Source organism: Prauserella halophila (assembly GCF_024171895.1).
GTDB classification, from domain to species: Bacteria; Actinomycetota; Actinomycetes; order Mycobacteriales; family Pseudonocardiaceae; genus Prauserella; species Prauserella halophila.
Genome location: NZ_JAMTCQ010000015.1, coordinates 166422 through 182742 on the forward strand (window position 1 = coordinate 166422; position 16321 = coordinate 182742).

The window sequence follows — 16321 nt, forward strand, 5'->3', positions numbered from 1 at the left end:
GTCTCCGGTGAGTCGTCGTCTGTGGGTGAGTCGCTGTACGACTCTCCGCCTTAACGACTCTTCCTTTTACGACTCTTCTCCTCTTACGACTCTGCCTCCCCGGTCCCCGCGGTCGGGCGTGTCGGGCCCGCGTCAGGGTCGTAACGACCCGTGAACTCCCGTCGGGTTTCCGGAGTTGCGATTTCCGGAGCTCCGATCCGCCGCCGTACTACACGAGCACCACACGAGCGCTACACGAGTACCGCAGGTGCTACAGAATGCGTACGGAGTCCGCAGCAGTTCTGCAACGACCTGATGACACGGTCCGGACACGAAAATCCGACCCGTGAGCACGTCGACGCACGGAGCAGCCCGGCGACGTGCCGGGCACAGATTCCAAAGATACCCGCCCGTGCCGACAGCAACGACCCGGGGGTCCCTAACGGCCCCGGGAGCCGGTGTCGACGGCGGTGGTCGTCGGGTACGGTACCGCGATCACCGCCCGGGTCGGAACGAGATGCGCAGGTGCGGACACGGAAGAGCCGACGCGCGGAGATGCCGGTGGCCAGCCTAGCGCGACGCGCCTCCGGTTTCGAGCATCTCGGGCGGATCCGCGCGCCGCAGGCGGAGGGCACCGATACGAGGGGAGTCTCAGGGGCATGCATCCGGGCACGTTGATGGTGATTCTGCTGGGGCTGTGTGCCGTGGGCGCGCTCGTGGCGTTCGTCGTGTCCCGCCGGGGCGCCGAGAAGAAGAAGACCGACAGAGCAGAGTTCGCCCGCCGGACCGGCGCGGTCGAGCACTACTACGAGCAGGGAACCCGGCCCGGCTTCGGCGTCTTTCCCGAGAAGGACGCCTTCACCGGCGCCCCGTTCACCTACGCCGTGGAATTCACCTACGCGGGCTATCCCGTCGTCGCGGCCGAATGGCGCACCGGCGGCCCCAACTCGCAGCTGCGCCACACCGGCAACATCCAGGTCCCGAGCGGCCTGCCCGCCGACGCGCCGTACCTGATGATCGGCGAGTACATGCGCTACGGGATCGACCCGGAAACCCACGGCAGGCTCCCGGCGCTCGACGGTTTCGCCGACAAGCGGCTGCGCGCGCTGTGTCCCGACGAGGCGTTCGCGCGCCGGATCGTCACACCCGAACTCGCCGAGATCGTCGCCGCGTACCGGCGCAACCGCATGATGCCGCGGGTCACGTTCGAAGGCGGTGTCGTCCACATGCGCGCAGGCCAGCGGCTCGACCCGGACGGACTGTTCCGGAACGCCGAGCTGCTCACCCGGATCGCGCGGCTCGTCGCCGCGCAGCAGCAACCACCCCGCTGACCGGCCGCAGCTGCAGCCGCGGCCGCACCGCCCGCAGCAGCCCGCCCGGCACAACGCGCCCGGCACGCCCTGTCCGGCGCACCTGCACCGGCGCGGACCCACCCGATCAATTTTCGCCCCGAGGGAACCGTTCGGCCGGTGATCCGGTCGAAACCGGCAGAGTTTTCCAGGAGGCGGACATGACCGGATTCAACGTCGAAATCGAGGCCCTCGAGGGCTACGGCGACAATCTCAAGTCCTTCAAGGAGCAGGCGACGACCTTCGACGAGCTCACCGGCCGCGCCGATGTCGGCGACGAGTCGTGGGGAGTCGTCGGGATCATGACGAAGGGCAAGTACGACGAGGCCCTCGCCGAGCTGAAGAACCTGATCTCATCGCTGAAAACCGGCCTCGACACGACGTCCGACAAGATCTCGACGGCGGCAAAGGCCTACCGGGGTAACGACGACCAGCACGTCGTGACCCTCGGCCAGTACGAGGGTCAGATCGACACGACCGACGAGCCGCGAGTCTGAGGAGCAGCGCCATGACCGAGGTCAACGACGTCGCGGGCGACGTGAGCCTGAACGCGGACAAGGAATCGGGCTTCGGCGACTACGCGATGGGCGTCGCCAAGAACACTCCCGGTGTCGAGACCGCCATCAAAGGCGTCGACACCGTCAGCAACTACTGGAAGGGCCTTCCCGACGATCCGGATGCGGCCGACGTCGTGCTGCACGGGGCCAACTGCGCCACCGACACGGCGGCCTTCATCGCCGAATGCGGCACGGAAGCGGCGACGGCCGTGCTCGACCCGGTCGGCTGGCTGGTCGGCCACGGCCTCGACTTCCTGCTGAATCTGATCACGCCGCTGCAGGACGCGCTGCACGCCGTCACCGGCGACGGCCCGGCACTGGAGAAGGCGTCGAAGGACTTCCAGGGCATCGGGGACGGGCTCGTCGACTACGCCGACGAGTTCCGGCGGGTCGCCGACGAGGCGCTGGCCGACTGGAACGGTGACGCGGCCGGTGCGGCGAAGAACGCGCTCGCCGACTTCTCCAAAGGCATCGACGGCGTGTCCACCAGCGCCGGCGGGGTCGTGGAGATCCTGAAGCTGTCCTCGATGCTCATGAAGGTCATCGAGGAGGTCATCAAGGCCATCATCACCGAGATCGTCAGCTGGCTGATCGCGCTGTGGGTGCCCGCGCTCGCGGCCGCGGTGCCGACGGCGGGTGCCTCGACGGCGGCGGCCGGTGCGGCCACGGCGCCGAAGGCTGCGGCCACGGTCTCAAAGGTGACCGCGAAGCTGGGCAAGCTCGGCAAGATCCTCGACAAAATCTTCGAGTTCTTCCAGAAGTTCGGCTCGACGATGGTCAAGCTGGGCAAGCGCCTCGGCGTGAAGCCGAACGGCATCGCGACAAAGGCCGACGAACTCGCCGAGATCAGCACGAACGCCGGCAAGATCGGGAAGATCGCGGGCGAGGCCGCGCAGTCGGGAGGCGGCAAGCTGCTCGGCGAGACCCTCGGCGTCGACCCGACCAAGCCGACGGGCGAGGGCGCAGCCGGTGCAGCCAAGACGGTCAACGACTTCTACGGCAAGGTCACCGACCACACCCGTGATCTCAAGGGCGCCACGGAGGCCTCCGACGGCCCCTCCGCCGAGGAGACCGAGGACAACCTGCGGATGTGACGGCCGCTGGGCAGGCACCCACGCCCGTCCTGCCCCCGTTCCACGGTCGGGCAGGATGGGCCGGGCGGCATGCACACGTACGCGCGGACCGGGGACGATGGAACGTGCCGACAACGGGTGAGGCGTCGCACCGGTAGCCACCGTCCAACCTTTTCATCGAGGGAGAAGCAACGTGTCAGCTGAGTTCGACCGGCTCGTCGCGGAGTTCGAGAAGTTCCAGTCGAAGATGAAGCACGTCGACCAGCAGATGGCCGGCGTGGAGGACATGCAGAGCGAACTGTCCGAACTCGAGGCGAGCGCCACGAACGCCGACCGTTCGGTCACCGTCATCGCCGGCCCCGGCGGCGCGGTCAAGGATCTGCAGCTCACCGACAAGGCCATGAGCCAGCCGCCGCAGGCGCTCGCCGCGGCCATCAAGTCGACCCTCTCGGAGGCCGTCGCCGAGGCCGCACGCAAACAGGCGGGCATCGTCGACAACCACATGGGCGGGATGGGCATCAACGCCACCGAGCAGGTCATCGAGACCCAGGCCGAAGCGTTCGGCATGCCGGCCGAGGAACTGCGCCAGCGCATGGCCGAGGAGCAGCCGGTGCACCGGGAGGTGCCGGTCGAAGAGGAGTACCAGGAGGACTACTCCCGCGGGAGCGTCTTCGGCGACGAGGACGACGGCCGCTCCGCTCCCCCGCCTGCGCAGGGCAGCTCGGCGGGCGACGAGTTCCTCAAGAACCTGTTCGAGGAGGACGACCGCTGAGCCGGTCCTGACTGTCGCCACCGTCCGGGAGGGCGCGTGGCCCGGCCGAGCGGCTCGGCGACAACGACTCGACTCCCACCCGCATCGCCCGTGAGGGCGCGGGGAGTCGTCACCACAGACACGGCAGAGGCGGCGCCGGCAGTGACGGGCGCCGCCTCTGCCGTGTCAACGCTGCGAGCCCGGATTCCCGACTCCCGCTGTCACGTGTGCAGCTGAGACGGCATGATGTTCTGGCAGACGCGCGCCGGAACGCCACCGGCGCCGCGCGCCGGCAGCATCATCGCGGCGGCAGCACCATCGAGGGAGGGACCATGAGCGGCTTCGACGTCAATTCCGATGAACTGGACACCTACGCCGGCAAACTGGGCGGCCAGCGCTCGACGGCCAATCAGATCGGCGGTCTCGTCGACAAGGCCGATGTCGGCGACCAGTCCTGGGGAATCGTCGGCATCTTCGTCCTCGACAACTACAAGGAGATGCTCAGCGACCTCAAGGACCTGTTCACCAGCCTCGACGACGGGTTCGCATCCGGTGAGGACAAGTTCACGAACGCGGCCAAGGGCTACCGCGAGAAGGAGCAAGCAGTGAAGGAGCTCCTGGACACGTTCAACATGGAAGTGGGGGGCAAGTAGCCATGGCCGAGGAGAAGACCGAAGCCGGCGGCGTCGAGATCACGACCGGCGACAAGAGCCTGGGCAAGACGGCGCTCGAATCCGCACCGTTCCTCGGAGGCGCGGTCAAGACCTTCGACGCCGGCAGCAAGCTCACCGACGGTGCCACTCCTTCCGAGATCGGCGGACTGCTCTCCGAAGGCACGAACTTCATCTCGTCCTGCAGGGGCACCGCGGGCGAGATCGCCATGGACCCCATCGGCTGGCTGGTCGGGCAAGGCCTGGACTTCCTCATCTCCGTCTGCCAGCCGATCCAGGACGCCATCCACGTGGTCAGCGGCGACGGCCCCGCGCTGCAGCAGGCAGCCGACAACTTCAAGGCGATCGGCGAAGGTATCGAGAAGCTGAGCGGCAAGTTCAGCGAGGAACTGAAATCGTCGCTGCAGAACTGGGGCGGCGAGGCGTCCGAGGCCGCGGGCACGAAGCTCGCCGACTTCTCCAAGGGCATCGACGGCGTCGCCGGTCAGGCGGGCGACCTCGTGTCGATGCTCCAGATGTCCAGCATGGTGATGACGGTCATCGAGGAGTTCATCAAAGCCATCCTGACCGAGCTCATCACATGGCTGATCATGATCTGGATCCCGGCACTCGCCGCAGCGGTGCCGACCGCGGGCGCGTCCACCGCCGCCGCGGGAACCGCCACCGGCGTCCGCGCGGCGAGCACGGGCAGCCGGGTGTCCCGCATGGTCCAGAAGCTGCAGGACGTGCTGACCAAGATCATGGACTTCGTGCGCAGGATGCGGACCCGGATGGGCAACCTCAATCAGGGCGTTCGCCAGGCGATGGACCACCGGAAGATGCGGAGCGGCCTCGCCGACCTGGCGGTCCAGGACGGGAACGCCACCCTCAACGAGAAGCTGCTGAGCGGCAACGGCCTGGTCGGCGAACGGCTGCAACAGGGCTTGGGCAAGTCCCTGTGGGACGCGGGCAAAGGTTCGCTCCAGGATCAGGTCGGAAAGGGTCAGAACGGCAAGGGGAAGCTGTACGGCAACATCGGCAAGGTCACCGGAGCCGCTGAGGGCGAGGGAATCGGCGAGGACCAGTCCAAGAGCGAGACCGAAGACCACCTGGACATCTGAGGCATGGAAGTTCTACTCGAGATGTGGCCGCTGCTGCTCGGCTTCGCGGCCCTCGGCTTCGGCGGGTACTACTTGTCCAGGCGAAAAGACCGGCAGCAGGACGAGGACCACGTCGCCCTGCTCCACGAGATGGCCGCGCCGCTGGGCGGCACCGTGCTGACCCGTGGCCACGCCGACGGCTGGTCGGCCGCGCTGTGGCCACCGTTCGAGATGACGACCCGTGGGTTGGCCCGGCTGGCGGTGCGCCGTAAGCCGCGGTTCGACGTGGCCGTGGAGTTCACCCGCGGACCGTGGCGGGTGCGCATCAGCGAGGCGTCGATACGGCGGAGGACCACCGGCCCCGGCCACACCAGCACCTCGTACGAACACCGCATCGACATCGTCACGGCCGACCTCCCGCCGCTCCGGGTGACCGAACAGCGGGACGCGGACTTCATGGGCAGGCCGGCGGATCCGAACAACGACCCCGCCCCCGGCGACGGCTCCCTCCTCACCGAGGCCCCGGCCACCGTGGTCCAACGCCAGGGTCACTGGGTCCGGGCCGCGATCTCCGCCCCGGCGAACCAGCACCTCACCGCGTTCACCAGTGACCACGCCGCGGCCGCGCGCATGCTGAACGCCCAGGCCACATCGTGGCTGCTCGACCGGCAGCGCACGTGGCCCCGCATGTACACGTTCGAATCCGGCCTGCTGTACACCACGGCACCCGGCCGCATCGATCCGTTCGAGGTCACCGCGACCGTCAACACGATGCTCGGGTTCCTCGACTGCATCCCCGGAGCGGCACCTGCCGGATCCACGGCCGAGTCGACGCCGGCTCGGTCGAGCACCGATGCGGCATCCGCCCGGTCTGCGGTCGAAGACGAGAACCACCTGATCGCCGAGCCCGCGCCGTCGACGGCGGACAACGAGGACGGCGAGAGCGACGGGGGCGACGAGGAGAAGTCGTCGGTCATGTCGAAGCTGGGCATCGCCGGCATCGTCGTCGCCTCGCTCGCACTGCTGCTCGGCCTGCTCGGCTACGGCAGTGTCGCCTTGATCAACGGCGTCGCGATGGCGACCGGACTGTCCCAGGACGTCGAGGTGCGCATCGTCGGCGAATCCGACTGGAAGTCCCGACGGCAGACCAGCATCACGGAGAAGTACATCGGCGAGTACACGCTCGACGGCCGAGCCCACCAGGTCGGGGTGGCCAGCGGCGAGGTCGGTGACGTGATCGAGGGACAGCTCCCGGCACTGCCGATCGACTGGCTCGGGTTCCACGACACCGAACCGACGACCGACTCCAACTGGTGGGTGCCGTACCTGTACATCCTCGCCGGGGTGGTCTGCTTCGGACTGCTCGTGGGTCCGATATGGCTGGCCCAATCCGAGGGACAGGGGCCGCCGTCCGCAGCGCAGGGACCGCCGGCCGGGAACCCGTCGATGCGGCCGGAATGAACCCGTCCACCTAGCGCCGCTACTTGCCCACTCAGCCGCTACCTCCCCACTCGGTAGCCCGCTGAGTCGCCCACTCGGTAGCCCACTGAGTAGCGGCGGCGCACCCGGCCCGGCACGACCAGAACACGAAACCGGGAGCACGAAAAAGACCCTCGGTCCACACGGACCGAGGGTCTTTTCGACGCCGCTACTGCTTACCGGAAGTCGCGACCGAAGTCGTAGTCGTCCAGCGGCACCGCGGCACCGGTACCCGTACCGAACACGTCCGGGGTGTAGTAGCCGTCGTCGTAGGACGGGATCGCGTACGCCGCGACCCGCGCCTCCTCGGTCGGCTGCACCTGGATGTTGCGGTACTTGTTGATACCCGTACCGGCCGGGATCAACTTACCGATGATCACGTTCTCCTTCAGGCCGACCAGGGAGTCGCTGCGGCCGTTGATCGCCGCGTCGGTCAGGACCCGCGTGGTCTCCTGGAACGACGCCGCCGACAGCCACGAGTCCGTGGTCAGCGAGGCCTTCGTGATACCCATCAGCACCGGGCGGCCCGAGGCGGGCTCCCCGCCCTCGGCCACCGCGTGCCGGTTGGTCTGCTCGAAGCGCGTACGCTCCGGCAGCTCGCCCGGTAGGAACTCGGTGGCACCCGAGTCGATGATCGTCACGCGGCGCAGCATCTGCCGCACGATGACCTCGATGTGCTTGTCGTGGATGCCCACACCCTGCGCGCGGTAGACCTTCTGGACCTCTTCCACGAGGTGCATCTGCGCCTCGCGCGGGCCCATCACACGCAGCACCTCGTGCGGGTCCGGTGTGCCCTCGAGCAACGGCTGACCGACGCCGACGTGGTCGCCGTCGGCGAGCGGACCGTTCGGGCCGACCGCGAGCCGCTGCCGCTTCGACAGCTTGTCGAAGACGATCTCCTCGCTGCCGTCGTCCGGCACGAGCGTGATCTTCCAGAACCGCTCGCTCTCCTCGATGCGCACCCGGCCGTCGACGTCGGCGATCGGTGCCTTGCCCCGCGGGACACGGGCCTCGAACAGCTCCGTGACACGCGGCAGACCCGTCGTGATGTCGTCACCGGCGACACCGCCCTGGTGGAACGTACGCATCGTCAGCTGCGTACCCGGCTCACCGATCGACTGGGCCGCGACGATACCGACGGCCTCGCCGACGTCCACCAGCTTGCCGGTGGCCATGGAACGGCCGTAGCAGGTCGCACACACACCGACCGAGGACTCACAGGTCAGGACGCTGCGCACCTTGACCTTGGTGATGCCGCTGGCGATCAGCTTCTCGATCGCCGGGTCGCCGAGGTCGTCGCCCGCGTTGAGCACCACGTTGCCGGAGGCGTCCACCGCGTCGGAGGCCAGGCTCCGGGCGTAGGCGTTCGTCTCGACGTTCTGCCCGCGCACGATGCGACCGTCGCCGAGGTCCTCACCGACGACCATGTTGATGCCGCGGTTGGTACCGCAGTCGACCTCGCGGACGATGACGTCCTGCGAGACGTCCACCAGACGACGGGTCAGGTAACCCGAGTCGGCGGTACGCAGGGCGGTGTCGGCCAGACCCTTACGGGCACCGTGCGTGGCGATGAAGTACTCCGCCACCGACAGGCCCTCACGGAAGTTGGCCTTGATCGGGCGCGGGATGTACTCACCCTTCGGGTTGGACACCAGGCCACGCATACCGGCCAGCGACCGGACCTGCGTCATGTTGCCCGCCGCACCCGACTTCACGATCATCGAGATCGGGTTGTCGTCCGGGAAGTGGTCCTCCATGACCTTGGCGACGTCCTCCGTCGCCTGGCCCCACACCTTGACGAGCTCGTTGTTGCGCTCGGAGTGCGAGAGCTGACCGCGCTGGTAGCGCTTCTCCACCTGGGCGGCCTTCGACTCGAAGTCGTCGAGGATCTCCTTCTTCTCCGGCGGCACGAGCACGTCGGAGATGGCGACCGTGACGCCCGAGCGCGTGGCCCAGTGGAAACCGGCGTCCTTGAGCCGGTCCAGGGTCTGCGCGACCTGCGTCATCGAGTACCGCTCGGCCAGGTCGTTGACGATCGCGCCCTGGCGCTTCTTCGGCAACGGCTCGTTGACGAACGGGTAGTCCGCCGGGAGCAGGTCGTTGAACATGACCCGGCCCAGCGTCGTCTCGGCCAGCCACGGCTGACCGGGCTCCCAGCCCGACTCCCGCAGCTTCGGCTCGTCCTCGCGGGAGGGCTGCCGGTCGTTCACGCGGATCTTGATCGGCGCGTGCAGACCCAGCTGCTGCAGGTCCAAGGCCATGATCGCCTCGGCCTCGGACGAGTACACGTTGCCGGCACCCGCCGCGTTCTCGTCGAGCCGCGTGAGGTGGTACAGGCCCGTGACCATGTCCAGTCGGGGCATCGCCAGCGGACGCCCCGAGGCGGGCGACAGAATGTTGTTCGCCGACAACATCAGGATGCGCGCCTCGGCCTGCGCCTCTGCCGAGAGCGGGAGGTGCACGGCCATCTGGTCACCGTCGAAGTCCGCGTTGAACGCCTCGCAGACCAGCGGGTGCAGCTGAATGGCCTTGCCTTCCACCAGCTGCGGCTCGAAGGCCTGGATACCGAGGCGGTGCAGCGTCGGAGCACGGTTCAGCAGGACGGGGTGGCCGCTGATGACCTCTTCCAGCACGTCCCACACGGCCGGCTTCGACCGCTCCACCATGCGCTTGGCGGACTTGATGTTCTGCGCGTGGTTGAGATCCACCAGCCGCTTCATGACGAACGGCTTGAACAGCTCGAGCGCCATGTCCTTCGGCAGACCGCACTGGTGCAGCTTCAGCTGCGGGCCGACGATGATGACGCTTCGGCCGGAGTAGTCGACGCGCTTACCGAGCAGGTTCTGGCGGAACCGGCCCTGCTTGCCCTTGAGCAGGTCGGACAGCGACTTCAGCGGCCGGTTGCCGGGCCCGGTCACCGGGCGACCGCGACGGCCGTTGTCGAACAGCGCGTCGACGGACTCCTGCAGCATCCGCTTCTCGTTGTTGACGATGATCTCGGGCGCACCGAGGTCGATCAGTCGCTTGAGCCGGTTGTTGCGATTGATGACCCGGCGGTACAGGTCGTTGAGGTCGGACGTGGCGAAGCGGCCACCGTCCAGCTGCACCATCGGGCGCAGCTCCGGCGGGATCACCGGGACGGCGTCGAGCACCATGCCGCGCGGGTCGTTGCCCGTGGACTGGAACGCCGCGACGACCTTCAGCCGCTTGAGCGCACGGAGCTTCTTCTGGCCCTTCCCGCCGCGGATGACCTCGCGCAGCGACTCGGCCTCCGCGTCGACGTCGAAGTCCTCCGCCAGCTTCTGGATGGACTCGGCACCCATGCCGCCGGTGAAGTACTCGCCGTAGCGGTCGAGGAGCTCGCGGTAGAGCAGCTCGTCGACGATCAGCTGGCGCGGCTCGAGCTTGGTGAAGGTGTTCCAGACCTCCTCGAGGCGGTCCAGCTCGCGCTGGGCCTTGTCGCGGAGCTGGCGCATCTCACGCTCGCCGCCCTCCTTGACCTTGCGCTTGACGTCGGACTTCGCGCCCTCGTTCTCGAGCTCGGCCAGGTCGGCTTCCAGCTTCTGCGCACGCTCCTCGATGTCGGAGTCGCGCTTGGCCTCGATGTTCTTGCGTTCCACGCCGATCTCGCTCTCGAGCGTCGGCATGTCGTTGTGGCGCAGCTCCGTGTTCACGCTCGTGATCACGTACGCCGCGAAGTAGATGATCTTCTCGAGGTCCTTCGGGGCGAGGTCGAGCAGGTAGCCCAGCCGCGACGGAACACCCTTGAAGTACCAGATGTGCGTGACCGGGGCGGCCAGCTCGATGTGGCCCATGCGCTCACGCCGCACCTTGGCGCGGGTCACCTCGACGCCGCAGCGCTCACAGATGATGCCCTTGAAGCGCACCCGCTTGTACTTGCCGCAGTAGCACTCCCAGTCCCGGGTCGGACCGAAGATCTTCTCGCAGAAGAGCCCGTCCTTCTCCGGCTTCAGAGTGCGGTAGTTGATGGTTTCGGGCTTCTTGACCTCACCGAAGGACCACTGGCGGATGTCGTCGGCGGTGGCCAGTCCGATTCGAAGCTCATCGAAGAAATTGACGTCCAGCACTAGTCCGCCCCTCCGGAACGTTGCAATACGAAGAAAGTGTTAGGACACATGGCTTTCCTTTGGCCGGCCGCCGGGCGATGCGCACGCGGAACCGCCCGGCGGCCATGGCGGGTCGTTAACCCTGGACGATCTCGTCGGCGGACGGCGCCTCGTTGCGGGACAGGTTGATACCGAGGTTCGCCGCGGCGCGCTCGAGGTCCTCGTCGTCGGAGTCGCGCATCTCGATGGCGGCACCGTCGCTGGAGAGCACCTCGACGTTCAGGCACAGCGACTGGAGCTCCTTCAACAGGACCTTGAAGGACTCCGGGATGCCCGGGGACGGCATGTTCTCGCCCTTGACGACGGCCTCGTAGACCTTCACGCGGCCGAGCACGTCGTCGGACTTGATGGTGAGCAGTTCCTGCAGCGTGTACGCCGCGCCGTAGGCCTGCATCGCCCAGCACTCCATCTCACCGAAGCGCTGGCCACCGAACTGCGCCTTACCACCGAGCGGCTGCTGCGTGATCATCGAGTACGGACCCGTCGACCGCGCGTGGATCTTGTCGTCCACCATGTGGTGCAGCTTCAGCATGTACATGTAGCCGACGGCCACCGGATACGGGTACGGCTCACCGGAGCGGCCGTCCAGCAGCGTCGCCTTGCCGTCCTCGCTGACCATGCGCTCGCCGTCGCGGTTCGGCTTCGTCGACGCCAGCAGGCCCATCAGCTCGGCCTCGCGCGCACCGTCGAACACCGGCGTCGCGGTGTTGGTGTCCGGGTCGACATCCTTCAGGTCCTCGGGCAGCTGCGCAGCCCATTCGGGGGCACCCTCGACCTTCCAGCCCTGCGAGGCCAGCCAGCCGAGGTGCAGCTCGAGAATCTGTCCGATGTTCATACGACGCGGCACACCGTGCGTGTTCAGCACGACGTCGATCGGGGTGCCGTCCGGCATGAACGGCATGTCCTCGGTCGGCAGGATCTTGCCGACGACACCCTTGTTGCCGTGCCGGCCCGCGAGCTTGTCGCCGTCCTGGACCTTCGACTTCTTCGCCACGTACACGCGCACGAGCTCGTTGACGCCCGGGGGCAGCTCGTCGTCCTCCTCGCGGGAGAACACGCGGATGCCGATGACCTTGCCGGTCTCGCCGTGCGGCACCTTCAGTGAGGTGTCGCGGACCTCGCGGGCCTTCTCACCGAAGATCGCGCGCAGCAGGCGCTCCTCCGGCGTCAGCTCCGTCTCGCCCTTCGGCGTGACCTTGCCGACCAGGATGTCGCCGTCGCGGACCTCGGCACCGATGCGGATGATGCCGCGCTCGTCGAGGTCGGCCAGCACGTCCTCGGAGACGTTCGGGATGTCCCGGGTGATCTCCTCGGCACCGAGCTTGGTGTCGCGGGCGTCGATCTCGTGCTCCTCGATGTGGATCGAGGTGAGCACGTCGTCCTGGACGAGCCGCTGCGAGATGACGATGGCGTCCTCGTAGTTGTGGCCCTCCCACGGCATGACCGCCACGAGCAGGTTCTTGCCGAGCGCCGTCTCACCGTCCTCGGTGGACGGACCGTCGGCCAGCACCTGGCCCTGCTCGACGCGGTCGCCCTCGTTGACCACCGGACGGTGGTTGAAGCAGGTGCCCGCGTTCGTGCGGCGGAACTTGTAGAGCCCGTAGGTCTTCCGCGTGCCGTCGTCGTGCATGACGGTGACCATGTCGGCGGAGAGCTCCTCGACCACGCCGGCCTGCTCGGCGACCAGCATGTCGCCGGAGTCGATCGCGGACCGCAGCTCCACACCGGTGCCGACGAGCGGCGAGGAGGACTGCAGCAGCGGCACCGCCTGACGCTGCATGTTCGCGCCCATCAGCGCACGGTTCGCGTCGTCGTGCTCGAGGAACGGGATCATCGCGGTCGCGATCGAGACCATCTGCCGCGGCGAGACGTCCATGTAGTCCACGTCCGTCGGGTCGATCAGCTCGACCTCGCCGCCCTTCTTCCGGACCAGGACGCTCTCCTCGAGGAAGTGCCCGTCGTCGCCGATCGGCGCGTTCGCCTGCGCCTTGACGTGACGGTCCTCCTCGTCCGCGGTCAGGTAGTCGACCTGGTCGGTGACCTGGCCCTCGACGACCTTGCGGTAGGGCGTTTCGATGAAGCCGAACGGGTTGACCCGCGCGTAGGAGCACAGCGAGCCGATGAGGCCGATGTTCGGGCCTTCCGGCGTCTCGATCGGGCACATGCGGCCGTAGTGCGACGGGTGGACGTCGCGGACCTCCATGCCGGCGCGCTCACGCGAGAGCCCACCCGGGCCGAGGGCGTTCAGCCGGCGCTTGTGGGTCAGGCCGTCGACCGGGTTGGTCTGCTGCATGAACTGCGAGAGCTGCGAGGTGCCGAAGAACTCGCGGATCGCGGCCACGACCGGACGGATGTTGATCAGCGTCTGCGGCGTGATCGCCTCGACGTCCTGCGTCGTCATCCGCTCGCGGACCACGCGCTCCATGCGGGAGAGGCCGACCCGGATCTGGTTCTGGATCAGCTCGCCAACGGTACGGATGCGACGGTTGCCGAAGTGGTCGATGTCGTCGGTCTCGACGGGCACCTCGGCCTCGCCGAGCTGCATCGTCTCCTCGCCCGCGTGCAGGCGGACGAGGTACTCGATGGTGGCGACGATGTCCTCTTCGGTCATCGTGCCGGTCTCGTAGGACGTCGAGAGCCCGAGCTTCTTGTTGAGCTTGTAGCGGCCGACCTTGGCGAGGTCGTAGCGCTTGTCCTTGAAGAACAGGTTCTCGAGGAGCGTCTGCGCGCTCTCCTTCGTCGGCGGCTCACCGGGGCGCAGCTTGCGGTAGATGTCGAGCAGCGCCTCGTCGGTGCCCGCCGTGGAGTCCTTCTCGAGCGTCGCGAGCAGCGTCTCGGAGAACGAGAAACGCTCGCGGATCTGCTCGGTCGTCCAGCCGAGCGCCTTCAGCAGGACGGTGACGGGCTGGCGGCGCTTGCGGTCGATACGCACACCGACGGTGTCGCGCTTGTCGACGTCGAACTCGAGCCACGCACCACGGCTCGGGATCACCTTGACGCTGAAGACGTCCTTGTCCGTCGACTTGTCGATGGACTGGTCGAAGTAGACACCGGGCGACCGGACCAGCTGCGAGACGACGACCCGCTCGGTGCCGTTGATGATGAACGTGCCCTTGTCGGTCATCACGGGGAAATCGCCCATGAAGACCGTCTGGCTCTTGATCTCGCCGGTGTTGTTGTTGACGAACTCGGCGGTGACGAACAGCGGCGCCGCGTACGTCATGTCCTTGTCCTTGCACTCCTCGACCGAGGCCTTCACCTCGTCGAAGCGCGGGTCGGAGAAGGAGAGGGACATCGAACCGGAGAAGTCCTCGATGGGCGAGATCTCGCCGAGAACTTCTGCGAGGCCACCGAGCGGGTTCTCCTCGCCGTCGTTGACGGCGCGTTCGAACCATGACTCGGAACCGGTGAACCATTCGAAAGACCGGATCTGCACGTCGAGCAGGTCAGGAGTAGCCAGCGGTTCACGGATCTTCGCGAATGAGACCCGCTTCGGTGCTCCTGGAATTTCCGTTGACGAGCGCGTCGAGGTGGTCGCAGCAGTGGCCTGATTCGCGGGAGAGACTGCCAAGATGCGTCCTTCCGGGGACATTAAGCGGTTGAGCAGCCGCGTAGCGACGAGCAACACGAACTGTCAAGGGTGCGGTAGTGCCGACCATCCTAGCTACCGACAAAGGGCAGCATGAAAGTGGGCAGCGCAAAGAAACAGTCTAGCCCCGAAGATGGCGCCTTGTCGAGGGGGCCTGCCCAAGACGTGGAGCCCAGCCTCGTTCGCTCATCTCCGGCTCGCCTCCCGCAAGGCTCACCGTTGCCTGTAAGCGTGAACCCCCGTGAGCGCTGAGTCAAGCATCCACACGCCCGATGCGTCCGACCGGCGAGTACGAAATAGATCACGTACGCCCGACTCTGGACAGTCGAACCGCCGGTATGGCAACCCGGCCGCCGGAGCGAACGGAATCAGTTCCCGCCCTGCTCACCGCCGTTCTCGCCGCCCTGCTGACCATCCTGCTGGCCGCCGTTCTCGCCGCCGTTCTCGCCGCCGTCCTGGTCGCCCTGCTGGTCGCCGTTCTGGTTGCCGTCCTGACTGCCCTGGCCGTCTCCGGGCAGTGGCGCGCCGGACGGGTCCTGCGACTGTCCGGGAGTGGGTGCGGCCTGCTGCGCGGCGTAGGTGTCCAGGTTGGTCACCTTCCACTCGCCGTCGCGCTTCTCCGTCTCCAGCCACATCGCGGCGCCGCCCACGGCGGGCTGGTCGTCGGACGGCCGGGTGGCCGCCTGGTCGATCAAGACCATGACCCGCGCGCGGTCACCGTCGAGGTTGACGACGGCACTGCGCGCCGCGTGCACCGTGACCACGATCTTCTGCTCCGGAGCGAGCCGCTTGATCTCGCCCATGAGCGCGTCGTACTTCTGCTCGACCTCGCCACCGGCCAGGAGCTCTTCCGCGGCCTCCTCGGTTTTGCCGAGGTTGTTGTGGTCGATCGAGAACAGCCGCTCGGCCGCCTTCTCCATCGCCTCCTTGACCTCCGCCGTGGCGGGACCGTCGACCAGCGCGGTGTTCGACGTCGCCGCACGCGCCTCGCTGCCCTTGATCTGGAAGAACACCGCGGCCCCCGCCAGCAGCAGGCCCGCGACCAGCAGCACCGCGACCGCGGCGAACCCCGGCCGCCTGCGTGACGTGCTGCGCGTGCCGAGCTTCCGGACCGCGGTGGCCGCGGGCGCACCCGGCTCGTCCGCTTCGAGGGTCTCGGCCTCGTCGAGGTTCGCGGGCTTGGCACGCCCGCCGTCCTTGGCCTTGCGGCGCGGGCCGGGACTCGGAGCCGGCTTCGCCGCACCCGCGCTGCCGGCATCGGCGTCGTCGGTGTCACGGTCGTCGGTGTCGTCGGTGTCGTCGGTGTCGTCGGCGTCGTCGGTGTCGCGGTCGCCGGCCGTGCCCGTCTCGTCCTCGGGCTCGGAATCGGCCTCGGCGCGGGCACGGCCCGAACGCGCCGTGCCGGCGCCCTCCGCGGACTCGGCAGCCTCGACCGTCTCAGCGGCCCCTGCCGTCTCACCGGTCTCACCGGTCTCGGTAGCCTCCACGTCTTCGGTGGACCCCGGCTTGCGCAAGCCCGCAACCTTGGGACGGCGCGACGGCGTCGGCCGCGGCTGCGGGCTGGGCTTGCGACGGTTCGATGACACGGTGGGACTCCGTTCTCGGCTACCGCGTTGTTCTCGGCTACCGCGTTGTTCTCGGCTACCGCGTTGTTCTCGGTGCTGCCG

Annotated in this window: 10 protein-coding genes; 7 read left to right on the forward strand and 3 right to left on the reverse strand. The window is 67.8% G+C overall.

Annotation, left to right across the window (positions count from 1 at the left end):
• Positions 1-638: 638 nt before the first annotated feature.
• The 7 genes from LY41_RS22640 (at position 639) to LY41_RS22670 (ending at position 6920) form a co-directional block, all read left to right on the forward strand.
• Complete coding sequence (locus tag LY41_RS22640; RefSeq protein ID WP_253866399.1) at positions 639-1310, forward strand: hypothetical protein; 672 nt, start codon at positions 639-641, stop codon at positions 1308-1310.
• A 179-nt stretch (positions 1311-1489) separates the two neighbouring features.
• A complete protein-coding gene (locus tag LY41_RS22645) occupies positions 1490-1825 on the forward strand; it encodes a type VII secretion target (protein WP_253866401.1) in 336 nt (111 codons plus the stop codon).
• A gap of 11 nt (positions 1826-1836) precedes the next feature.
• Positions 1837-2979, forward strand: coding sequence for a hypothetical protein (locus LY41_RS22650; RefSeq protein ID WP_253866403.1), 1143 nt, complete (start codon positions 1837-1839; stop codon positions 2977-2979).
• Between the two features lie 172 nt (positions 2980-3151).
• Positions 3152-3730 carry a YbaB/EbfC family nucleoid-associated protein gene (locus LY41_RS22655; protein WP_253866405.1) on the forward strand — a complete coding sequence of 193 codons (579 nt, stop codon included), beginning with the start codon at positions 3152-3154 and terminating at the stop codon, positions 3728-3730.
• A 311-nt stretch (positions 3731-4041) separates the two neighbouring features.
• A complete protein-coding gene (locus LY41_RS22660; protein ID WP_253866407.1) occupies positions 4042-4362 on the forward strand; it encodes an ESX-1 secretion-associated protein in 321 nt (106 codons plus the stop codon).
• Between the two features lie 2 nt (positions 4363-4364).
• Complete coding sequence (locus LY41_RS22665) at positions 4365-5480, forward strand: hypothetical protein (protein ID WP_253866409.1); 1116 nt, start codon at positions 4365-4367, stop codon at positions 5478-5480.
• 3 nt (positions 5481-5483) lie between these two features.
• Complete coding sequence (locus LY41_RS22670; protein WP_253866411.1) at positions 5484-6920, forward strand: hypothetical protein; 1437 nt, start codon at positions 5484-5486, stop codon at positions 6918-6920.
• Positions 6921-7114: 194 nt separating this feature from the next.
• Here the strand turns inward: LY41_RS22670 and LY41_RS22675 are convergent, their stop codons facing one another.
• The 3 genes from LY41_RS22675 to LY41_RS22685 form a co-directional block, all read right to left on the reverse strand.
• Positions 7115-11026: a DNA-directed RNA polymerase subunit beta' gene (locus LY41_RS22675; RefSeq protein ID WP_253866413.1), complete on the reverse strand. Its 3912-nt coding sequence runs from the start codon at positions 11024-11026 to the stop codon at positions 7115-7117.
• A 115-nt stretch (positions 11027-11141) separates the two neighbouring features.
• Positions 11142-14636, reverse strand: a complete 3495-nt coding sequence (rpoB, locus tag LY41_RS22680; RefSeq protein WP_253866415.1) for a DNA-directed RNA polymerase subunit beta — start codon at positions 14634-14636, stop codon at positions 11142-11144.
• A gap of 386 nt (positions 14637-15022) precedes the next feature.
• A complete protein-coding gene (locus LY41_RS22685; protein ID WP_253866416.1) occupies positions 15023-16240 on the reverse strand; it encodes a hypothetical protein in 1218 nt (405 codons plus the stop codon).
• Between the last annotated feature and the right edge of the window lie 81 nt (positions 16241-16321).

Bases quoted from the DNA above. Each gene is read 5' to 3' on its own strand.
- LY41_RS22665 (WP_253866409.1), top strand. From the start codon at position 4,365: ATGGCCGAGGAGAAGACCGAAGCCGGCGGCGTCGAGATCACGACCGGC.
- LY41_RS22660 (WP_253866407.1), top strand. From the start codon at position 4,042: ATGAGCGGCTTCGACGTCAATTCCGATGAACTGGACACCTACGCCGGC.
- LY41_RS22645 (WP_253866401.1), top strand. From the start codon at position 1,490: ATGACCGGATTCAACGTCGAAATCGAGGCCCTCGAGGGCTACGGCGAC.
- LY41_RS22640 (WP_253866399.1), top strand. From the start codon at position 639: ATGCATCCGGGCACGTTGATGGTGATTCTGCTGGGGCTGTGTGCCGTG.
- LY41_RS22650 (WP_253866403.1), top strand. From the start codon at position 1,837: ATGACCGAGGTCAACGACGTCGCGGGCGACGTGAGCCTGAACGCGGAC.
- LY41_RS22670 (WP_253866411.1), top strand. From the start codon at position 5,484: ATGGAAGTTCTACTCGAGATGTGGCCGCTGCTGCTCGGCTTCGCGGCC.